Source organism: Anoxybacillus dikiliensis (genome assembly GCF_050613275.1).
Taxonomy (GTDB): domain Bacteria; phylum Bacillota; class Bacilli; order Bacillales; family Anoxybacillaceae; genus Anoxybacillus.
In genome coordinates this window covers 2,378,100-2,399,059 of sequence record NZ_CP187112.1, presented here as the reverse complement: position 1 = coordinate 2,399,059, position 20,960 = coordinate 2,378,100, and the positions used below count along the sequence as shown (strand labels likewise).

At 41.7% G+C, this 20,960-nt stretch carries 24 protein-coding genes and 1 riboswitch; of the genes, 20 read left to right on the top strand and 4 right to left on the bottom strand.

Annotation, left to right across the window (positions count from 1 at the left end; translation table 11 throughout):
• Nucleotides 1-2 precede the first annotated feature (2 nt).
• A complete protein-coding gene (locus ACPF7I_RS12670) occupies nucleotides 3-254 on the bottom strand; it encodes a hypothetical protein (protein ID WP_009362279.1) in 252 nt (83 codons plus the stop codon).
• Between the two features lie 163 nt (nucleotides 255-417).
• Here ACPF7I_RS12670 and ACPF7I_RS12665 point away from each other — a divergent pair, with 163 nt between their 5' ends.
• A complete protein-coding gene (locus tag ACPF7I_RS12665; RefSeq protein ID WP_430746053.1) occupies nucleotides 418-1,335 on the top strand; it encodes a proline dehydrogenase family protein in 918 nt (305 codons plus the stop codon).
• A gap of 19 nt (nucleotides 1,336-1,354) precedes the next feature.
• Here the strand turns inward: ACPF7I_RS12665 and ACPF7I_RS12660 are convergent, their stop codons facing one another.
• On the bottom strand, nucleotides 1,355-1,501 hold the full coding sequence (locus ACPF7I_RS12660) for a YuzL family protein (protein WP_009362277.1): 147 nt from the start codon (nucleotides 1,499-1,501) through the stop codon (nucleotides 1,355-1,357).
• Nucleotides 1,502-1,648: 147 nt separating this feature from the next.
• Here ACPF7I_RS12660 and ACPF7I_RS12655 point away from each other — a divergent pair, with 147 nt between their 5' ends.
• The 10 genes from ACPF7I_RS12655 (at nucleotide 1,649) to ACPF7I_RS12610 (ending at nucleotide 10,673) form a co-directional block, all read left to right on the top strand.
• Nucleotides 1,649-4,027: a 3-hydroxyacyl-CoA dehydrogenase NAD-binding domain-containing protein gene (locus ACPF7I_RS12655; protein ID WP_430746054.1), complete on the top strand. Its 2,379-nt coding sequence runs from the start codon at nucleotides 1,649-1,651 to the stop codon at nucleotides 4,025-4,027.
• 12 nt (nucleotides 4,028-4,039) lie between these two features.
• Nucleotides 4,040-5,212, top strand: coding sequence for an acetyl-CoA C-acetyltransferase (locus ACPF7I_RS12650; protein WP_430746055.1), 1,173 nt, complete (start codon nucleotides 4,040-4,042; stop codon nucleotides 5,210-5,212).
• A gap of 15 nt (nucleotides 5,213-5,227) precedes the next feature.
• Complete coding sequence (locus ACPF7I_RS12645) at nucleotides 5,228-7,009, top strand: acyl-CoA dehydrogenase family protein (RefSeq protein WP_430746056.1); 1,782 nt, start codon at nucleotides 5,228-5,230, stop codon at nucleotides 7,007-7,009.
• A gap of 72 nt (nucleotides 7,010-7,081) precedes the next feature.
• Nucleotides 7,082-7,441: an arsenate reductase family protein gene (locus ACPF7I_RS12640; RefSeq protein ID WP_430746057.1), complete on the top strand. Its 360-nt coding sequence runs from the start codon at nucleotides 7,082-7,084 to the stop codon at nucleotides 7,439-7,441.
• Between the two features lie 57 nt (nucleotides 7,442-7,498).
• Nucleotides 7,499-7,882 carry a glycine cleavage system protein GcvH gene (gcvH, locus tag ACPF7I_RS12635; protein ID WP_430746259.1) on the top strand — a complete coding sequence of 128 codons (384 nt, stop codon included), beginning with the start codon at nucleotides 7,499-7,501 and terminating at the stop codon, nucleotides 7,880-7,882.
• A 33-nt stretch (nucleotides 7,883-7,915) separates the two neighbouring features.
• Complete coding sequence (locus tag ACPF7I_RS12630; RefSeq protein ID WP_430746058.1) at nucleotides 7,916-8,164, top strand: YusG family protein; 249 nt, start codon at nucleotides 7,916-7,918, stop codon at nucleotides 8,162-8,164.
• Between the two features lie 97 nt (nucleotides 8,165-8,261).
• Nucleotides 8,262-8,609 carry a toprim domain-containing protein gene (locus tag ACPF7I_RS12625; RefSeq protein ID WP_430746059.1) on the top strand — a complete coding sequence of 116 codons (348 nt, stop codon included), beginning with the start codon at nucleotides 8,262-8,264 and terminating at the stop codon, nucleotides 8,607-8,609.
• An 8-nt stretch (nucleotides 8,610-8,617) separates the two neighbouring features.
• Nucleotides 8,618-8,887, top strand: coding sequence for a thioredoxin family protein (locus tag ACPF7I_RS12620; protein ID WP_430746060.1), 270 nt, complete (start codon nucleotides 8,618-8,620; stop codon nucleotides 8,885-8,887).
• A 129-nt stretch (nucleotides 8,888-9,016) separates the two neighbouring features.
• On the top strand, nucleotides 9,017-9,316 hold the full coding sequence (locus ACPF7I_RS12615; RefSeq protein ID WP_430746061.1) for a sterol-binding protein: 300 nt from the start codon (nucleotides 9,017-9,019) through the stop codon (nucleotides 9,314-9,316).
• A 64-nt stretch (nucleotides 9,317-9,380) separates the two neighbouring features.
• Nucleotides 9,381-10,673 carry an O-acetylhomoserine aminocarboxypropyltransferase/cysteine synthase family protein gene (locus tag ACPF7I_RS12610; protein ID WP_430746062.1) on the top strand — a complete coding sequence of 431 codons (1,293 nt, stop codon included), beginning with the start codon at nucleotides 9,381-9,383 and terminating at the stop codon, nucleotides 10,671-10,673.
• Nucleotides 10,674-10,712: 39 nt separating this feature from the next.
• Here ACPF7I_RS12610 and ACPF7I_RS12605 read toward each other — a convergent pair whose 3' ends face one another.
• Nucleotides 10,713-11,312 carry a response regulator transcription factor gene (locus ACPF7I_RS12605; protein WP_219985978.1) on the bottom strand — a complete coding sequence of 200 codons (600 nt, stop codon included), beginning with the start codon at nucleotides 11,310-11,312 and terminating at the stop codon, nucleotides 10,713-10,715.
• Nucleotides 11,313-11,696: 384 nt separating this feature from the next.
• On the opposite strand from ACPF7I_RS12605, the gene ACPF7I_RS12600 reads away from it, so the two are divergent.
• The 5 genes from ACPF7I_RS12600 (at nucleotide 11,697) to ACPF7I_RS12580 (ending at nucleotide 15,617) form a co-directional block, all read left to right on the top strand.
• The gene (locus ACPF7I_RS12600) at nucleotides 11,697-12,170 is read left to right on the top strand and encodes a hypothetical protein (RefSeq protein WP_219985977.1); all 474 of its coding nucleotides are present in this window, start codon (nucleotides 11,697-11,699) and stop codon (nucleotides 12,168-12,170) included.
• A 322-nt stretch (nucleotides 12,171-12,492) separates the two neighbouring features.
• A riboswitch (SAM riboswitch) is annotated at nucleotides 12,493-12,598 on the top strand.
• 74 nt (nucleotides 12,599-12,672) lie between these two features.
• Complete coding sequence (locus tag ACPF7I_RS12595) at nucleotides 12,673-13,701, top strand: methionine ABC transporter ATP-binding protein (RefSeq protein WP_430746063.1); 1,029 nt, start codon at nucleotides 12,673-12,675, stop codon at nucleotides 13,699-13,701.
• Nucleotides 13,691-14,359 carry a methionine ABC transporter permease gene (locus tag ACPF7I_RS12590; protein ID WP_430746064.1) on the top strand — a complete coding sequence of 223 codons (669 nt, stop codon included), beginning with the start codon at nucleotides 13,691-13,693 and terminating at the stop codon, nucleotides 14,357-14,359. Before ACPF7I_RS12595 ends, ACPF7I_RS12590 begins: the two co-directional genes overlap by 11 nt.
• Before the next feature lie 17 nt (nucleotides 14,360-14,376).
• Nucleotides 14,377-15,201 carry a MetQ/NlpA family ABC transporter substrate-binding protein gene (locus ACPF7I_RS12585; protein WP_430746065.1) on the top strand — a complete coding sequence of 275 codons (825 nt, stop codon included), beginning with the start codon at nucleotides 14,377-14,379 and terminating at the stop codon, nucleotides 15,199-15,201.
• A gap of 71 nt (nucleotides 15,202-15,272) precedes the next feature.
• Nucleotides 15,273-15,617 carry a carboxymuconolactone decarboxylase family protein gene (locus tag ACPF7I_RS12580; protein WP_430746066.1) on the top strand — a complete coding sequence of 115 codons (345 nt, stop codon included), beginning with the start codon at nucleotides 15,273-15,275 and terminating at the stop codon, nucleotides 15,615-15,617.
• A gap of 182 nt (nucleotides 15,618-15,799) precedes the next feature.
• Here the strand turns inward: ACPF7I_RS12580 and ACPF7I_RS12575 are convergent, their stop codons facing one another.
• On the bottom strand, nucleotides 15,800-16,915 hold the full coding sequence (locus ACPF7I_RS12575; protein WP_430746067.1) for an IS4 family transposase: 1,116 nt from the start codon (nucleotides 16,913-16,915) through the stop codon (nucleotides 15,800-15,802).
• A gap of 294 nt (nucleotides 16,916-17,209) precedes the next feature.
• On the opposite strand from ACPF7I_RS12575, the gene sufC reads away from it, so the two are divergent.
• The 4 genes from sufC to sufU are packed head-to-tail and all read left to right on the top strand — an operon-like array spanning nucleotide 17,210 to nucleotide 20,959.
• The gene (sufC, locus tag ACPF7I_RS12570; protein WP_430746068.1) at nucleotides 17,210-17,989 is read left to right on the top strand and encodes a Fe-S cluster assembly ATPase SufC; all 780 of its coding nucleotides are present in this window, start codon (nucleotides 17,210-17,212) and stop codon (nucleotides 17,987-17,989) included.
• Nucleotides 17,990-18,007: 18 nt separating this feature from the next.
• Nucleotides 18,008-19,309 carry a Fe-S cluster assembly protein SufD gene (sufD, locus tag ACPF7I_RS12565; RefSeq protein ID WP_430746069.1) on the top strand — a complete coding sequence of 434 codons (1,302 nt, stop codon included), beginning with the start codon at nucleotides 18,008-18,010 and terminating at the stop codon, nucleotides 19,307-19,309.
• On the top strand, nucleotides 19,309-20,529 hold the full coding sequence (locus ACPF7I_RS12560) for a cysteine desulfurase (protein ID WP_430746260.1): 1,221 nt from the start codon (nucleotides 19,309-19,311) through the stop codon (nucleotides 20,527-20,529). The genes sufD and ACPF7I_RS12560 overlap by 1 nt, the downstream gene beginning before the upstream one ends.
• Nucleotides 20,519-20,959, top strand: a complete 441-nt coding sequence (sufU, locus tag ACPF7I_RS12555; protein WP_012575968.1) for a Fe-S cluster assembly sulfur transfer protein SufU — start codon at nucleotides 20,519-20,521, stop codon at nucleotides 20,957-20,959. Before ACPF7I_RS12560 ends, sufU begins: the two co-directional genes overlap by 11 nt.
• Nucleotide 20,960: the final 1 nt, after the last annotated feature.

The following is a 20,960-nucleotide window of genomic DNA, read 5'->3' as shown; positions in this document are numbered from 1 at the left end:
CCTTATTGCATGTGCGCTGATGGTTGTAATTGATGTAACAGTTGTTGGTAGTGGCGTTGATGCATTTGTCCGACGCGCTCAATTGCTTGTTTAATTTCTTGATCTTGGCATTGAGAAGCAAAAAAATGAGCTTTTTTCATTGCGAGTAAATTCCAAGAAAGTGCATCTGTTAAATAAAGGGCATCTTTCGTTGAAATCATTTCAGGCGGTTGAGCCATCATCGCATGTTGTTGTGTGTTCATTTGTTGTTGCATGATCATCCCTCCATGTAAAATTATGTTCGACTGTATATTGCCCACGTGCCGTATAGTTATACGCATGTAGACAAAAAATACGACTATTCGACAAAAACATATTCAAGTGATTGAAAACGTGTTACAATACGGGTGGATGCGCTTGCAAAGGGGGTAAACAACAATGGAACAATTGATGCGCGACTTTTTCTTATTTTTATCAAAAAATAAAACGTTAACGAAATTGGCAAAGCGGTACGGTCTTCGTTTCGGTGCATCGCGTTTTGTAGCAGGGGAAACGATTGAACGTGCAGTAGACGTGATTAGAGAGCTCAATCGTAAAGGACTAGCGGTCACCATCGACTATTTAGGGGAATTTGTTGACAATGAACAAGAAGCAAATGAAATGGCGAACCATTCGATTGAGGCGATTCGTGCGATTGGTGAAAATAAATTAAATTCACAACTATCGCTAAAAATGACGTCGATGGGATTGGACATTTCCGATGAACTTGTGATGAAAAATATGCGTCGCATTTTAGATGAAGCAAAAGCCCATGGCGTATTTGTGACAATTGATATGGAAGACTATTCTCGTTGTCAAAAGACGATCGATATTTTTAAACAGTTGAAAAAAGAGTACGACAATGTTGGAACTGTATTGCAAGCATATTTGTATCGCACGGAAAAAGATATTGAAGATTTAAATGCGTATCATCCAAATTTACGCCTTGTGAAAGGGGCGTATAAAGAGTCGCCAGAAGTGGCTTTTCCAGATAAAAAAGATGTAGATGAAAACTTTAAAAAGATTATTAAAATGCATTTATTAAATGGCAACTACACAGCTGTTGCGACACACGATGATGCGATTATCGAATATACGAAACAGCTCGTGAAAGAACATAACATTCCAAACGATCAATTTGAATTTCAAATGTTGTACGGCATTCGCCCAGAGCGTCAAGAACAATTAGTGCGCGAAGGGTACACGATGCGGGTTTACGTTCCATACGGAACCGATTGGTACGGCTACTTTATGCGTCGTTTAGCGGAACGTCCAGCCAATGTGGCATTTGTGTTAAAAGGTATACTAAAGAAATAAAGGTGGGCACGTCCCACCTTTATTCATTCCCCATATTTTCTTTTCCATATTGTTGATTTTGGCTTGTTTTCTTTCCACCGCCATCACGCTCCACCGTCGGACCAGCATTTCCTTTTACGCTTGCAGCACTTACACCTGCTTTCGATGGGTGTTTTTTCATTTTCATCGCCATTCACCTCCTTTCGTATCATGTCCTAAATCGTTGACAAAATTCGTTACATTTATTTGTTGCGAAAATTTGAAATATAATTTATATTTAAGATAAAGGAAAAATGAATGACCATTCATTCAATTGGGATAAGGGGGAAGGAGAATGCGAATTAAAAAAGCAGCTGTTCTCGGTTCTGGTGTTATGGGATCGGGGATTGCGGCGCATTTAGCGAACGTCGGCATTCCGACATTGTTGTTAGACATTGTGCCTCGCGAACTAACCAAAGAAGAAGAAGCAAAAGGACTTACACTCGAACATAAACAAGTACGCAATCGCATTGTCAATCAAGCGGTCGAACGTTTACTAAAGCAAAAGCCAGCGCCGCTCATGTCGAAAGAAAATTTAGCGTTCATTCAAGTCGGCAACTTTGAAGACGATTTTCACCGTTTATCAGAATGTGACTGGATTATTGAAGTCGTTGTTGAGCGGCTTGATGTGAAAAAAAGTGTGTTTGAAAAAGTTGATGCAGTAAGAAAGCCGGGAAGCATCGTCAGCTCAAATACATCGGGTATTTCGATCGAAGCGATGGCAGAAGGGCGTTCCGAAGACTTTAAAAAACATTTTTTAGGCACGCACTTCTTCAATCCACCACGTTACTTAAAATTGCTAGAAGTCATTCCGACAAAACATACCGATCCATCGGTTGTTTCGTTTATGAAACAATTTGGAGAAAACGTGCTTGGTAAAGGAGTTGTTCTTGCGAAAGATACGCCAAACTTTATCGCCAATCGCATCGGTACGTACGGTTTGCTTGTGACGGTACGTGAAATGATGAAAGGCGGTTATAGTGTTGGCGAAGTCGATTCTGTGACAGGTCCATTAATCGGTCGTCCGAAAAGTGCAACGTTCCGCACGCTTGATGTCGTCGGTTTAGACACGTTTATTCATGTGGCCAACAACGTATTCGAAAAAGTAGAAGGTGAGGAAAAAGAAGCATTTACCGTTCCATCTTTTATGAAGACAATGGTTGAAAAAGGATGGCTCGGCAGTAAATCTGGTCAAGGATTTTTCTATAAGAAAGGAAAAGACATTTTTGAATTAAATTATGAAACGCTTGAGTACGAACCGACGAAAAAATTAAAGGCACCGTCTGTTGAAATGAGCAAACAAGCAAAAGGAACAGCGAATAAATTGAAAGCGCTTGTATATGCGAACGACCGCGCAGGGCAATTGCTTTGGAACATTTTAAGTCCAACGTTATTATATTCGGCTGAGCTGCTTGGAGAAATCGCAGATGACATCGTAGCGATTGACCGTGCGATGAAATGGGGCTTTGGTTGGGAGCTCGGTCCTTTTGAAACGTGGGATGCAATCGGCGTGAAGCAGTCGGTTGAAAAAATGAAAGCCGAAGGTCGCCAAGTACCATCTTGGGTAGAACAAATGTTGGCAAGCGGACATGAAACGTTTTATAAACACGAACATGGCCGAGTATCATATTACGACCGTGGGCAATATAAACCGATTGAAGAAAACGAAAAAGTCATCCATATTCAGCGCTTAAAAGAACAAAAAGGGGTCATTAAGAAAAATAGTGGTGCAAGCTTGATCGACCTCGGTGACGATGTGGCGTTACTTGAGTTTCATTCACCAAACAATGCGATCGGTTTTGATATTGTTCAAATGATTAACTATGCGTTAGAAGAAGTTGACCGCAACTATAAAGGACTTGTCATCGGAAATCAAGGAAAAAACTTCTGTGTCGGTGCGAACCTTGCGATGATTTTAATGGAAGCGCAAGATGACAACTATTTCGAAATTGAAATGGTCGTTCGTCAATTCCAACAAGCGATGATGAATATTAAATATAGCGCAAAACCGGTTGTCGTGGCGCCATTTGCGATGACGCTTGGCGGTGGAACGGAAATTTGCTTGCCAGCCTCACGCATTCAAGCGGCTGCAGAAACGTATATGGGACTTGTCGAAGTCGGTGTCGGTCTCATTCCGGGTGGCGGTGGAAATAAAGAGCTGTATATTAAACATTTGAGCGGCATGCCGAACGGTGTGGAGTTTGATCTACAAAAAGTTGCAAATAAAGTGTTTGAAACAATTGCGATGGCGAAAGTATCAACGTCTGCCGCAGAAGCGCGTGAATTGAATTTCTTAAACGCACAAGATGGCATTTCGATCAATGGCGATCATCTCATTCATGACGCCAAACAAGCAGTGTTAGCGTTATATGAGGGCGGATATAAACCACCGGTGCGCAAAAAAATTCCGGTTGTCGGGGAAACGGGATATGCGACGTTGTTGCTTGGTGCGCAAGGAATGTATCATTCCGGCTACATCTCAGAGCACGATTTGAAAATTGCGAAAAAACTTGCTTACGTGATTGCTGGCGGAAGTGTACCGTACGGAACAGAAGTGGACGAACAATATTTGCTTGATTTAGAGCGCGAAGCATTTTTAAGTCTTGTCGGCGAGCCGAAAACACAAGCGCGCATGCAACATATGCTTGTGAAAGGAAAACCGTTAAGAAACTAAGGGGGGATTGACGTGAAAGAAGCGGTCATCGTTGCCGGAGCGCGTACGCCTGTCGGCAAAGCAAAAAAAGGGACGTTAGCTAACGTCCGACCAGATGATTTAGGAGCGATCGTTGTTAAAGAAACGTTAAAGCGAGCAGGGAATTACGAAGGAAACATTGATGATCTTATTATCGGATGCGCTATGCCAGAAGCGGAACAAGGGTTAAATATTGCGCGCAACATTGGGGCGCTTGCTGGTTTGCCGTATACAGTGCCAGCGATTACAATCAACCGTTATTGTTCATCGGGATTACAAGCGATCGCTTATGCGGCAGAGAGAATTATGCTTGGGCATGCAGATACAATTATTGCTGGCGGCGTAGAGTCGATGAGCATGGTGCCGATGATGGGGCATGTCGTACGTCCGAACGTGAAGCTCGCAGAAAGTGCGCCAGAATACTACATGTCAATGGGACATACGGCCGAGCAAGTAGCGATGAAGTACGGTGTCACGAGAGAAGATCAAGATGCGTTTGCTGTTCGTAGTCATCAAAGAGCAGCAAAAGCGATTGCCGAAGGAAAATTTGTCGACGAAATTGTGCCGGTCGAAGTGACAGTCCGTCATATTGAAAACAATAAATTAGTAGAGAAAAAGATAACATTTAGTCAAGATGAAGGGGTTCGCCCAGATACAAATATGGAGACACTTGCGAAATTGCGTCCTGCTTTTTCAGTAAACGGAACAGTAACGGCCGGAAACGCTTCCCAAACGAGTGACGGAGCAGCTGCGGTGATGGTCATGGATCACGAAAAAGCGAAAGCGCTCGGCTTACAACCACTTGGTAAATTCCGTTCGTTTGCAGTAGCAGGTGTTCCACCAGAAGTGATGGGCATCGGTCCGATTGCGGCAATTCCAAAAGCACTCGAGCTTGCAGGACTTGAACTTTCTGACATCGGTTTAATAGAACTGAATGAAGCGTTTGCTTCGCAAGCGATTCAAGTCATTCGCGAACTTGGATTAGATGAAGAAAAGGTAAACGTAAACGGAGGAGCGATCGCCCTCGGTCATCCGCTCGGTTGTACGGGAGCGAAGTTGACGTTGACACTTTTATATGAAATGCGTCGTCGCAACGAGCAATTTGGGATTGTCACGATGTGTATCGGCGGCGGTATGGGTGCTGCTGGCGTATTTGAATTATTATAAGAGGGGGAACCAATAATGGAAAAAGCGTTACAAATTGCACAAGGCGGTAGCTTTTTAATTGAAGATGTATCACCAACTCAAGTGTTTACACCAGAAGATTTTACAGACGAACAAAAAATGATTGCCAAAACGACAGAAGAATTTGTCGTCAATGAAGTATTACCACAACTTGAACATTTAGAAAACCATGAGTTTGATCGGTCTGTCGCTCTTTTAAAACAAGCTGGTGAGCTTGGATTGCTTGGTGCGGACGTGCCAGAAGAATACGGTGGATTAAGTTTAGATAAAATTAGTTCGGCGTTAATTGCTGAAAAAATGGCGCGTGCGGGCGGCTTCTCGATTTCACACGGTGCGCACGTTGGGATCGGCTCGCTTCCAATCGTCTTGTTCGGAACAGAGGAGCAAAAACAAAAATATTTACCGGCGCTAGCGACAGGTGAGAAAATTGCTGCTTATGCATTAACGGAGCCAGGCTCTGGCTCAGATGCGCTCGGTGCGAAAACGACAGCCAAACTAAATGCAGAAGGTACGCATTACATTTTAAACGGAGAAAAACAATGGATTACAAACGCTGGTTTTGCCGACGTATTCGTCGTCTATGCGAAAGTAGACGGTGAGCATTTCACAGCGTTCATCGTTGAGCGCGATTTCCCTGGCGTATCGACAGGAGCGGAAGAAAAGAAGATGGGGATTAAAAGTTCATCGACACGCACATTAATTTTACAAGATGCGCTCGTGCCGAAAGAAAACTTGCTCGGCGAAATCGGAAAGGGTCACATTATCGCATTTAACATTTTAAACATCGGTCGTTATAAGCTTGGCGTCGGTGCTGTTGGAGGAGCGAAACGTGCCCTTGAAGTGACGATTCAATATGCAAATCAACGCCAACAGTTTAAAACACCGATCGCGAAGTTTTCGTTAACACAAGAAAAATTAGCGACGATGGCTTCTAAATTGTATGCAGCTGAAAGTTCCGTTTACCGTACAGTCGGTTTATTTGAAGCGCGCATGGGACAGTTAACGGACGAACAAGCAAAAGATGGAAAAGAAACAGCAAAAGCGATCGCAGAATACGCGATTGAATGCTCATTAAATAAAGTATTTGCGACGGAAATGCTTGATTACATTGTCGATGAGGGCGTGCAAATTCATGGCGGCTATGGTTTCATGCAAGAATACGAAATTGAGCGCATGTATCGCGATTCGCGCATTAATCGTATTTTCGAAGGAACGAACGAAATTAACCGTCTTCTTGTCCCAGGCATGTATTTGCGCAAGGCGATGAAAGGGGAGCTTCCACTTTTACAAAAAGCGCAACAGCTACAAGAAGAATTAATGATGTTGATGCCTGAAGAAGTTGGCGATGGCGTGCTTGAACAAGAGAAGTACCTTGTCCGCAATGCGAAAAAAATCGCTTTAATGGTCGCGGGACTGGCGGCGCAAAAATTCGGTCCAAAACTTGAAAAAGAACAAGAAGTGCTCGTAAATATTGCAGACATCGTCAGCAACGTATACGCGATGGAGTCTGCGCTATTGCGTACGGAAAAAGCCATCGCCCAATCGGGTGTGGAGAAAAATAAACAAAAAGTATTGTACACACAAATTTTCTGCCAAGAGGCATTTAACGAAATTGAAGCCCATGCGAAAGAAACGATCGTTGCTGTGGAACATGGGGACATGTTGCGCATGATGCTTTCCGCATTGCGTAAATTAACGCGTCATACGCCAATCAACGTCATTGCGAAAAAACGTGAAGCGGCAGCAGCATTAATTGAAGCGGAACGATATGTTGTGTAATAATGGAAGTACCAGACGATGCGTCTGGTACTTTCGCTTTATTATTGTACATAAGGATGATGAGGTGAGAAAATGACGATATTTTATTGGTACCCAAAATGCGGCACATGTCGCAAGGCGAAAAAATGGCTAGATGATAACAACATTTCCGTACAAGCTGTACATATTGTAGAACAGCCTCCATCAAAAGAGCAGTTGAGGACGTTATATGAAAAAAGTGGGCTTGATTTAAAGAAATTTTTTAATACGAGCGGCATGAAGTATCGTGAACTTGGATTAAAAGACAAATTAAAGACGATGACAGAAGAAGAAATGTTACAATTGTTGTCATCGGACGGCATGTTAATCAAGCGTCCAATCATCACAAATGGGGAGCAAGTCATTGTCGGATTTGACGAACAAAAATATCATGAAATGTTTAAATTATCGTGAAATCGTGTCGAAAATCGTGTATGATGGAAGGGAAAACAATATGTTGGAGGGTTAATGATGAACGTTCCAAAAGAGCTACGTTATTCACAAGAACATGAATGGGCGCGTGTCGAAGGGGATACGGTTCGCATTGGTATTACAGATTTCGCCCAATCGGAACTCGGCGATATCGTATTTGTTGAGTTGCCAGAAGTCGGCGCACAACTGACAGCAAATGAGCCATTTGGTAGCGTTGAATCAGTAAAAACAGTATCTGAACTGTATGCGCCGATCAGTGGCAAAGTGATAGCTGTGAATGAAGAGTTAAACGATAATCCAGAATACGTGAATGAATCACCGTATGACAAAGCGTGGATGATCGTCATCGAGCCGAGCGATATGAGCGAAGTGGACAACTTACTTACTGCTGAACAATACGAACAAATGATTAATCAAGAGTAAAACACACATCATAGGGCACCCTATAACATAGGGGTGTCTTTTTTGTTGAAACAAAAAATGATGGATATTACCGAAGATGTGATCGGTAAATTAAATGAACATGGTAATTTTCAATTGTTTTACGACAACGAATGTGTTGGAGAATTTGTTCAGGAAACGAACGAGTTTAAGCTGAAAAGCGGATATGTAGAACAACAAGGACGCATTTTGAAAACTGTGACAGTTACTGAACATCCAGATGCGAAATATGTCGATTGCGACACAGAAGGTGGTTGGTGTTAAGGACAGCGGCATCGCTGTCCTTTTCGATTTCATAAGAGGAGAAAAAGTGAACGACAACGAATATAATATACATAAATGAATGTGCAAGGTGATGACGATGGCGATCATTGAAGTAGAAAAAGTGATTATTGTCGAGGGGCGGTCAGATAAAAGAAAGATCGAGAGCATTATTAGCGAGCCAGTAGAAATTATATGTACAAACGGAACGCTCGGTACCGCCAAACTTGATGAATTGATTGATGCTTTGTACGATAAAGATGTGTACATTTTGGTTGACTCCGATGAGGCGGGGGAAAAATTGAGGCGCCAACTTCGCCGTGAGTTTCCACAAGCTGAGCATTTATATATTGATAAAATGTATCGTGAAGTCGCAGCTGCTCCCAAACATCATATTGCGGTCGTATTATTAAGCGCAAATATCGATGTGCACGCACAATATTTGTAGAAAGTTGTGTGATGATTGTGAAGGTCGTTTATATGTACACGCCATTATGTGGCACATGCCAAGTGGCAAGCCGTATGGTTGATGTGCTTGAACAGTTACTGCCAAATATTACGTTTGAACGTCAAGACTTAAATTATGTGCCTGACAAAGCGATCGAATGGCATATTGAAAGTGTTCCGTGCTTACTTGTTTTTAAGGGTAGTAAACTCGTGGAAAAAATATACGCTTTTCATTCTGTTCCACATGTATATGAAACGTTGCGAAAGCTGGATGAATAATCCAGCTTTCGACATATTTCTTGGGAAATTGACGAGGAAGTAAGACATTTGTCGAGCAGTTATAGAAGGAACTCACCGTCTTCGTATGGAAACAATGAATACGACAATACAGGGGACGGGGGCGGTTATATGAATATGTTAACACCAATTTTACCAAATGACGGTTTATATATTCAATTGCAATGGGAAAGCGGGCAAATTTTATTAAGCATATCAAAAGAAGGAATTCAACGCGTTGAAAAAGCGAACGGGGATCGGGTCATAACGATTCGTGGTTCCGCACAGGCCATTATGTCACTACTGCAAGGATCGTTAAAACTTCAGCAACAACTTCGCTTAAACGAATTGTCCGTCACGGCTTCGTTTCGCCACATTTTATTACTAGAGTCAGTTTTCTTTCTTGCTAAACCGTACAATCTCGTTCATTGACGGGGGGGTTTTATCGTGTTAAAATTCAAAATATTCAACAATTATTTATTCAGGGGGAGAAACGATGAAATTTGAAACGATTGCTGTGCACGGAGGACTACAAACCGATCCTGTAACGAAAGCGCGTGCGGTGCCGATTTATCAGTCAAATGCGTATTTGTTTGACAGCACAGAGCATGCGGCCAATTTGTTTGCATTAAAAGAAGCAGGATACATTTATACGCGCATTCATAATCCGACGGTAACGGTGTTTGAAGAGCGTGTCGCTCAACTTGAAGGCGGCATTGGTGCTTTAGCGGTAGCGAGTGGCATGGCGGCGATTACGATGGCCATTTTAAACGTCGCTCAAGCAGGAGATGATATTGTGTCTGCTTCTACGCTGTATGGGGGGACATACAATTTGTTTGCAAATACGTTACCGAAATACGGCATTACAACTCATTTTGTCGATCCAGCTAACCCAGAAAATTTCCGCGCTGCGATTACACCGAAAACGAAAGCTATTTTTGCGGAAACGATCGGCAATCCGAGTTTGCATGTGTTAGATATTGAGGCGGTTGCAAACATTGCCCACGAAGCAGGTGTCCCGCTCATTATCGATAATACGTTTGCAACGCCGTATCTTTGCCGTCCGATTGAACATGGAGCAGACATTGTCGTTCATTCTGCAACGAAATGGTTGCTTGGCAACGGGACGACGCTAGGAGGCATCATTGTCGACGGTGGAAAGTTTGACTGGAACTCGCCAAAGTTTCCAGCGTTTACGACACCAGATCCGAGCTACCATAACCTTGTGTACGCAAATATTGGTGCAGCGGCGTATATCGTGAAAGCGCGCGTGCAACTGTTGCGCGATTTAGGACCAGCCATTAGCCCATTCAACGCCTTTCAATTTAATTTAGGACTCGAAACGTTACACGTCCGCATGAAAGAACATATTGCCAATACGAGAAAAATTGTTGATTATTTAAACAACCACCCTGCAGTCAGTTGGGTGTTGTATCCTGAGCATGATAATCATCCAGCAAAAGAACTAGCGAAAAAATATATGCCAAAAGGGGCAGGAGCAGTCGTTGTATTTGGCATTCAAGGTGGTCGTGAAGCAGGAGCAGCGCTCATTAACCACGTCAAACTTTGGTCGCATGTGGCGAACGTCGGCGATGCGAAAAGTTTAATTATCCATCCAGCGAGCACGACGCATCAACAGTTAAGTGCAGAAGACCTACAAGCATCCGGCGTAACGGAAGATATGATTCGTTTGTCTGTTGGTATTGAAAATGTAGATGATTTAATTGAAGACTTAGAACAAGCGATCGAAGCGGCGACAGGGGTACGGTCGATGTATTCGCGGGTGTAAATATGAAAGGTGCTAGTTAGATTTTTCGACTAGCACCTTTCATTTTATGAGTTGTAACCGCAGCGTTTGAGCAACCGCTCCTGTTCGTGACAAAACCCCCAATTTTTCGAAAATAGAAGAAAGGTGCCGTTCAAACGTTCGTTTACTCATATTTAGATGTTCACTGATTTGTACACTTGTTTTATCATCTGCTAACATTTGTAATATATCTATTTCAATTTTTGTCAAACAACTTGTCATGTGACATGTAGCTTCACTGTCAAGTAAAAGAAGTCTCTCTCCTCCATTGCTGTGGCGAATCGCATGTGCCAAATGAGTAGAAACTTTTTCTTTTGATAATATCACGGATACACCTGCCTCATACGCAGATAAGGCAAGTGGTGGATAGTTGCATAGCATAATGACATTTATCATAGGGTGTGTCTTCTTCGCATTTTTTATCCAGTCAAATGCTTTTATTATGTGCATATGCGCATTTATCACAATGACATCTGGTACATGTATATGTATGAGAGTCTCTAGTGAATCAATACAAGAAACAGAACCGACAACCGTTATGCTACTTTCGTTTTCCAACAATTTTTCCAAACCAAGCAAATAGACAGGATCGGAATCAACAAGCAATGTACGAATAGTCATGCGATTTCCCTCTCTACTCTTTTCCTAAATTCTACTTCATTTAATAAACTTTGTCATTTGTTTTAAAGGAATTGGCGGATTTTCGCCAAAAAATTGGCGGAAAATACGGATTTTTTTCTTTTCTATTTTTGGTAAATTGAAAATAGCTGATCAGCTAATTTTTGAGAAGAAGCGGAGGAGTGTAAGCAATGTATAAGTTGAAATAAAGAATGTCTGATTTTTATACAATACGGTATACCTATGGTGAGTAATCAGCTAAATAAAAATTTCTATTTAATATTCATGATACCGATGTTTAACTGACGCTAATGTACAAGTCTATCTCATTATGGACAAGTAGCGGAGAACTAGCATTACAATTGGACTATGCGAGGAGAGAAAATAATGAAAAGTAAATTTAGAAGGCTTATTTTAGTCCCTACCCTAGCATTAACTGTTACTCTGTTATTAGATGGGTTTTTTGGATCGTTAATTACTACTGAAGCTAGTACGCTCCCGAAACGAGTATATAAAGAGGGTAATGTAACAATTATAGTTACTCCTGCAGTAGGGAGTTCAATAGCGAAATTAAGCAATTCAAAATCAAAAATTACTCCACTTGATACTATTATCCGAGGAAATAAAGAAACAAAAACGGTTCAGAGTATGTATGGTACAGTGACGATGACAGTTACGTACGATCGAAATCTAACCACTAAGTCCTCTACTATTACAGGAATTTATTCTTTAGTGAATACAGATTCTTACTTAAAATTAGTTGATAAATGGTATACATCTAGTGTTGCACAAGCTGACTACTATGACTCTTTTCATAAAGTGTATGTAACGATTAGAATTACAAAAGAAGAGTGTAATTAAAGGGTTCGTTTGGCATGTAACTATGTATGCCTGCAATTGGAAAGTTTAACTTCATTTTTTGAACTGAAGAGGCTGATCTGAAACGCTAATGCGTGTTGGGTCAGTCTTTTGCATTTTAACAAAGCGGCGGGTTTGTTCGTAGTCCGACATCCAAAGAGTAGTGGTTTCTCATGCTATATATTCAGTTCACTTGATTATGAAGGGGAAATAGTTGAAAAATTTTTATTGACACTGTCCTTCTTTCGATGATATACTCACCTTTGTAATTTAAAATGATCCTCAAACATATTAAAACGTTAACTGAATAAAGCGTTTAAAAGCGCTCTTATCAAGAGAGGTGGAGGGATGTGCCCGATGAAACCCGGCAACCGTCAGCGCTGCTGAAATGGTGCCAATTCACACAAAGCGTTTGCTTTGAGAGATAAGAGACAGAATGGACGATAACGCCTTTCTGTTCTCTTGAGCAGAAAGGCTTTTTTCATGGAAGGAAGGTGACAGCAACGTGATTACTTTATCAAACGTAACAAAAGTGTACAAAGCAGCAAGTGGGCATGTGACCGCTGTTGATCGTGTGAACTTGCATATTGAAGCAGGGGAAATTTTTGGCATTATTGGCTATAGCGGCGCAGGAAAAAGTTCGCTCATTCGGTTATTAAACGGATTAGAAAAGCCAACGAGCGGCGAAGTCATTGTCGATGGCAAGGAGATCGGAAAAATTGGTGGAAAACAATTGCGACAAGCGCGTCAACAAATTGGGATGATTTTTCAACATTTCAATTTACTTTGGTCGCGGACCGTGCGTGAAAATATTGCTTTCCCGTTAGAAATTGCTGGTGTGCCGAAAGAGGAACGGATGAAGCGTGTCGATGAGCTTATTCAGCTCGTCGGTTTGCAAGGAAGAGAAAATGCATACCCGTCGCAATTGAGCGGAGGCCAAAAACAGCGCGTCGGCATTGCGCGTGCGTTAGCAAACAATCCGAAAGTGTTGCTATGTGATGAAGCGACGTCGGCGCTTGACCCGCAAACGACGGATTCTATTTTAGATTTGCTCGTTGATATTAATAAACGTCTCGGTTTAACAATCGTATTAATCACTCATGAAATGCACGTCATTCGCAAAATTTGTGATCGTGTAGCGGTCATGGAAAATGGAAAAATTGTTGAAATGGGCGAAGTGCTTCATGTATTCCGTAAGCCTGAGCAACCGATTACGAAACGATTCGTTCAACAAGTGACGGAGCCGGAAGAAACGAAAGAAGCGATGTTGCATCTTCTTGAGCGATATCCAAATGGAAAAGTTGTACAGCTTACATTTGTCGGCGAAGCAGCTGAGCAACCGCTCATCACGCAGCTTATTCGCCAATTTGATTTAAACGTGAACATTTTACAAGGAAAAATTTCACAAACACATCATGGTTCATACGGGGTGTTGTTCGTTCATTTAGACGGTGCGAATGAAGAAGTTGAGCGAGCGCTCGCTTTTATCCGCCAGCAAGAAGTTGGAGTGGAGGTGTTGGCGAATGTGGAATGAGCTATTTCCGAATGTCGTTTGGGATAAAATATGGGCAGCAACAATGGAAACGTTATATATGACAGCTATTTCAGTTGCGGCGACGTTTGTACTTGGTATTTTGCTTGGATTGTTACTCTTTTTAACGTCAAAGGGAAACATATGGGAAAATCGTGTCGTTAACGGTGCCATTGCATCGTTCGTCAACATTTTCCGCTCGATTCCGTTTATTATTTTAATTATTTTGCTTATTCCGTTTACAAAACTTGTCGTTGGCACGATTCTTGGAGCAAACGCTGCGTTGCCAGCACTCATTATCGGTGCCGCACCGTTTTATGCGCGCATGGTTGAAATTGCGCTTCGTGAAATTGATAAAGGAGTCATTGAAGCCGCAAAAGCGATGGGAGCAACGACAACGACAATTATTTGGAAAGTGCTCCTTCCTGAAGCGCTTCCTGCCCTCGTATCTGGAATTACCGTTACAGCGATCGCTCTCGTTGGTTATACGGCGATGGCGGGAGTAGTCGGCGCTGGAGGGCTTGGGAACTTAGCTTATTTGGAAGGATTCCAGCGTAACAACAACGATGTGACGCTCGTTGCAACTGTGCTCATTTTAGTCATTGTCTTTATCATTCAGTTTATTGGTGACTTTGTCACTTCTAAAATAGATAAACGATAAAAAGGAGGAAGAAAAAAATGAAGAAATGGATCTCTTTACTTGTTGCTGCAATTGTTGTTTTAGCGCTTGCTGCTTGCGGAAAAAGCGAAAGTGCGGAAGAAAAAACGAATAAGCTTGTCGTTGGTGCATCAAACGTACCACATGCAGAAATTTTAGAAAAAGCAAAACCAATTTTAAAAGAAAAAGGAATTGAATTAGAAATCGTGACGTTCCAAGATTATGTATTGCCGAATAAAGCGTTAGCTGATAAAGAGTTAGACGCAAACTATTTTCAGCACATTCCTTATTTAGAAGCTCAAATGAAAGAACATGGCTATGACTTTGTGAATGCTGGTGGTATTCACATTGAACCGATCGGCGTATACTCTAAAAAGTATAAAAGCCTTGAAGAACTGCCAAACGGTGCGAAAATCATTATGAGCAACTCTGTTGCTGATCATGGTCGCATTTTGTCGATGCTTGAAGAAAAAGGTTTAATTAAATTAAAAGATGGTGTTGATAAGACGAAAGCGACAGTTGATGATATCGTTGAGAATCCGAAAAATTTAGTGTTTGAAGCAGATGTCGAAGCAGGTTTGCTTCCACAAGTATATAAAAACGATGAAGGAGACGCGGTATTAATTAACGCCAACTATGCGTTAGATTCCGGCTTAGATCCAGCAAAAGATCCGATCGCTGTCGAATCGCCAGAAAACAACCCATACGTGAACATTATCGCGGTCCGTAAAGGCGACGAAAACCGTAAAGAAATTCAAACGCTCGTTGAAGTGTTGCAATCAAAAGACATTCAAGACTTCATTTTAGAAAAGTATAACGGTGCTGTCATTCCAGCGACAAAATAAGGATGTCCATTCGGGCATCCTTTTATATTTTTCGGAAAACGACACATGATAAAAAGGAAGGAGGAGTGATTATGTCGATGGAACAATTTTTACACGAATATAAACAAGGGCTAGGAACGTTTACACAACAAATGCCGAGGGTTGGGCAAACGTTTAATGCGTTTACAGAGGCGTGTTTTGCGCAAGGGACGTTGTCGAAAAAAGAAAAGCAACTCATTGCCTTAGGTATTAGTGTCGCTAAACAAGATGAATATTGCACGATTTATCATACGAAAGGGTGTATCGATGAAGGAGCGACAGAAGAACAAATATTTGAAGCGTGTGCGGTTGCCGCTGCGTTAGCTGGCGGGGCGACGATGAGCCAAGCAGTCACGCTCGTTCGCCAATGTATCGATGAATTCACTCGCATGCACTAAAAGGATAGGGCTCTCCTATCCTTTTTTACATATGTGCATTAGCATTGCATAAATATAGTTAGAATTTTCTGTTAATTATTTTTTGTGAATTTGTGCCAAAAAGACAAAACCTAAAGAAAGGTGGCACTGCCCATTTGGTAAATATATACAGTTAAATCAGAGCGACAACGACAAAAGGGAGATTATGGACTGGCTCGCCCATCAAATTTTCGCAACCAAACATAAGCTGGTTTCCACAGAGCTCTCTTTAACCAACGAGTAATTCGAAGTAGGGATTTCTTACTTTTCATCTCCAATTGAATGAGAACATGTAAGCAATACGTGATAAGGGCTAAGAAAATTTGATTTTGAATAGCTGTTTCACTCATTCCATAAAAGTGCTTAATTTCTACGTGTTGCTTAAGCCATTTGAAAAAGAGTTCAATAGCCCAGCGAGATCGGTAAATATCACTTATCTCTTCTGGTTTTAAATCAAATCGGTTGGTAATTAAACGAAGTAAGTTCCCTTTTGTGTCCATAACTTCTAGTAGACGATAGACATTTTCAGTACGATTTTGTGTGGTACCAATGTAGACCATTTTATCGGATAGAACGTGACAATCATCAGGAAGTGAAAATGTATAGACTTCACGAATGACTGCGTTTTTCTTCAGTCTTGAAACGAAGAAATAGCCATCATCTGTCATCCGGTCAAAACGTTCATAGTCCACATAACCGCGGTCAAACACATACATGGCTTCTTTATCATCCACTAGGACTTCGAGTTGATTTCGGTCATGTTCTTTTGCTGTCGTAATCACTGCTTTTTCAGGATAGACGGTGTCTTTATCCATGAAAACGAGCCGTAAGTGTAGCTTTACACCAGCTTTTGTTTTACGGAATTTTGCCCATTTATAATTGGTCAAATTCAACGGGAGTGTACTTGAATCAATGATTTTCAGTGGCATATTCTTTCCGTTTTTATAATGGTACCGTTGAATTTTCCAAACAAGATCCAAGAACAAATTTGCAAGAATTAGTGGGTTGATCTGATTGTTTTTTCGGGATAGCTGAGAGGCACTTATCGATTCAAATCCGAGTGCTTTTTGAAGATCTTCGTCTACAAGTGCATCACTCATTTCCTCTAAGCTCTTAAATTCGAGCAGTTGGGCTACCAATAAAAGTTTAATATAGGCTTCTGTTGTCAGCTTTTTTGTGTAATAGTCCTGTTTCAATTCTTTGACTTGTTCGCTAAGTTTTTGAATATTTATGGGTGAAACCCATTTACCAAATGATGAAATTAGTGTATTCTTGTCCATAACAGTTATCCTTTACGATTGGATTTGGACAGGAACCACCTGTACTTCCATTGTAAAGGATTTTTTTGTTTCGAAATCAATAAAAAATTGAACATTCTTAGTATTTTGAATCATCAGATTTAATTACTGCAATGCTAGTGACATATGTGATAAAGTAAACAAACTTTCTAAACAAAAAAGTATCAAAATGCTTGCAATAAGGTTGCTAATACTTTTCATCTGTTATAAAATTGTAATGAGAATAAAATGAGAATTACGTTTTTATGAACATAAGCGAAACTGGAGGTATTTTTTATGGCAACATTAACGATTAAAGATCTTCACGTTGCAATTGACGGGAAAGAAATTTTAAAAGGGGTTAACCTTGAAATTAAAGGCGGCGAGTTCCATGCGATCATGGGACCGAACGGAACGGGAAAATCGACATTATCGGCGGCGATTATGGGCCATCCAAAATATGAAGTAACAAAAGGGAGCATTACATTAGACGGTGAAGACGTATTAGAAATGGAAGTAGATGAGCGTGCTCGTGCTGGTCTCTTTTTAGCCATGCAATATCCGAGCGAAATTAGCGGTGTAACGAATGCTGATTTTCTTCGTTCAGCGATTAATGCACGTCGTGGAGAAGGAAATGAAATTTCATTAATGAAATTCATTCGTCAGTTAGATGAAAAAATGGCGTTTTTAGAAATGAATCCAGATATGGCTCATCGTTACTTGAATGAAGGGTTCTCGGGCGGGGAGAAAAAGCGAAACGAAATTTTACAACTCATGATGTTGCAACCGAAAATTGCAATTTTAGACGAAATCGACTCAGGTCTTGACATCGATGCATTAAAAGTTGTTGCAAAAGGTGTAAATGAAATGCGAAACAGCGAATTTGGCTGTTTAATTATTACTCACTACCAGCGCCTATTAAACTACATTACCCCAGATTACGTACATGTCATGATGCAAGGGCGTATCGTAAAATCAGGCGGTCCAGAATTAGCACAACGTCTTGAAGCAGAAGGATACGATTGGATTAAAAAAGAGTTAGGCATTGAAGATGAAGTCGTTGAGCAAGAAGCGTAAGCGTTAGGAGGATTTAGGATGATTGAGACGAAACTACCATTCGACCAACAGTATGTGCGCTCATTTTCTGAAGGGCGCGGAGAACCGGACTGGCTTTTAAACGTTCGCTTACAAGCTCTTGCGCAAGCGGAACAATTGCCATTACCGAAGCCAGACAAAACGAAAATCGATCGTTGGAACTTTACACAATTTGCTACTCATCTCGTTGAAAGTGCGCCGCTTTCTTCGTTAGAAGAGCTACCTGAACAAGTAAAAGTGCTCATCGATATAGCTGAGGAGCAAAAAAACGTATATGTGCAACGCGATCATACATGTGCGTACGTATCGCTTGCTGATGAATTGAAAGAAAAAGGTGTTATTTTCACAGACTTAGCAACAGCTGTCCGCGAGCATAGCGAGCTTGTACAAAAATATTTTATGGACGGCGTCAAAGTAAATGAGCACCGTCTTACTGCCCTTCATGCGGCGCTTGTCAACGGTGGAGTGTTCGTATATGTGCCAAAGCACGTTCAAATCGACGTTCCTTTGCAGGCGGTATATGTGCATGAAAAAGCGGAAGCGCTGTTTAACCACGTCATTATTGTTGCCGATGTCGGAAGTAAAGTGACGTACGTTGAAAACTACATTTCAACATGTGAACGTTCGGAAGCGATCGTCAACATCGTTGCGGAAGTGTTTGCGCTTGACGATGCTCACGTATTTTTCGGTGCGGTCGATAATTTAGCGAAAGGGACGACAACGTACGTGAACCGTCGTGGAATCACAGGTCGTCATGTGCGCATTGAGTGGGCGCTCGGCTTAATGAATGACGGGAATACGATTTCAGAAAATATTACTCGCTTAATTGGTGATGGGTCAGTCGGGGATACGAAGACAGTCGTTGTGAGTCGCGGTGAGCAAGTGCAAAACTTTACGACGAGCGTCATTCACTACGGAAAACATACAGAAGGCTACATTTTAAAACACGGCGTTGTTAAAGATGAAGCGACATCGATTTTTAACGGCATTGGTAAAATTGAGCACGGGGCATCGAAGTCAAATGCGGAACAAGAATCGCGTGTACTTATGTTAAGTCCAAAAGGACGCGGGGATGCGAATCCAATTTTATTAATTGACGAAGATGACGTGACTGCAGGCCACGCCGCATCTGTCGGTCGTGTTGATCCGACGCAACTATATTATTTAATGAGCCGCGGCATTCCGAAAGTAGAAGCTGAGAGATTAATTATTCACGGCTTTTTAGCACCTGTCGTTAATGAAATTCCTATTGAGCGTGTGAAAAAACAATTAATTGAAGTGATCGAAAGGAAAGTTAAATGATGAACGTAAAAGAACTTCGTCAACTATTCCCGATTTTAGATCAACAAGTAAACGGTAAACCGCTCGTTTATTTAGATAGCGCGGCGACGTCACAAAAGCCGTTGCCTGTTATTGAAGCGATTGACAATTATTATCGTCAATATAATTCGAACGTTCATCGCGGTGTGCATACGCTTGGCACAAAGGCAACGGATGCCTACGAAGGGGCGCGCGAAAAAGTGCGCCGCTTCATCGGTGCTGCCTCAACGGAAGAAATTATTTTTACACGCGGGACGACAACAGCGATTAACTTAGTGGCGGCAAGCTACGGTCGAGCGAACGTACGTGAAGGCGATGAAATCGTCATTACGTATATGGAGCATCATAGTAATATCATTCCATGGCAACAAGTGGCGAAACAAACAGGGGCAACGTTAAAATACATCCCGCTACAACCAGATGGTACAATTCGATTAGAAGATGTCGAACAAACGGTGACACCGAATACGAAAATTGTAGCTGTCATGCACGTATCAAACGTGCTCGGTACAATCAACCCGGTAAAAGAAATTGCCCAAATTGCTCATAAGAACGGTGCGGTTGTTGTTGTTGACGGAGCACAAAGCACGCCGCACATGAAAGTAAACGTGCAAGACATCGATTGCGACTTTTATGCGTTTTCAGGGCATAAAATGTGCGGGCCGACAGGTATCGGTGTGTTATATGGCAAAAAACATTTGCTTGAGCAAATGGAGCCGGTGGAATTTGGTGGGGAAATGATCGATTTTGTCGGCTTGTATGAGTCAACATGGAAGGAGCTCCCGTGGAAATTTGAAGGCGGTACGCCAATTATCGCAGGAGCGATCGGGTTAGGGGCAGCTATTGACTTTTTAGAGGAAATCGGCTTAGACAATATTGCAGCCCATGAACATAAGCTAGCGCAATATGCGCTTGAACAGCTTGCGACGATTGAAGGATTAACGATTTACGGTCCGAAAGAACGGGCAGGTCTTGTGACGTTTAATATCGATGAGGTACATCCACACGATGTTGCCACTGTTTTAGATGCGGAAGGCATTGCGGTGCGAGCTGGCCATCATTGTGCACAGCCGCTTATGAAATGGTTAAACGTGACGGCGACTGCACGGGCAAGTTTTTATTTGTATAACACAGAAGAAGAAATTGATATACTTGTTTCAGCATTAAAGAAAACGAAGGAGTATTTTAGCTATGTCTTTTAATAGTCATTTAGATACATTATATCGACAAGTGATTATGGATCATTACAAAAACCCACGAAATCGCGGGGTATTAGAAGGGGAACACGTCGATATAAACATGAACAACCCGACGTGTGGCGATCGTATTCATTTAACGTTGAAAGTAGAAGATGGGAAAATTGTTGATGCGAAATTTGAAGGAGAAGGTTGTTCTATTTCGATGTCATCTGCGTCGATGATGACGGAGGCGATTAAAGGAAAGACGATCGAAGAAGCGTTGAAGTTATCAACGATTTTCTCCGACATGATGCAAGGAAAAGATTATGACGATTCAATCGATTTAGGAGATATTGAAGCGCTTCAAGGCGTATCCAAATTTCCTGCACGCATTAAATGCGCCACGTTAGCGTGGAAAGCAATGGAGAAAGGGTTGCATGAGCAACAAGGATAGT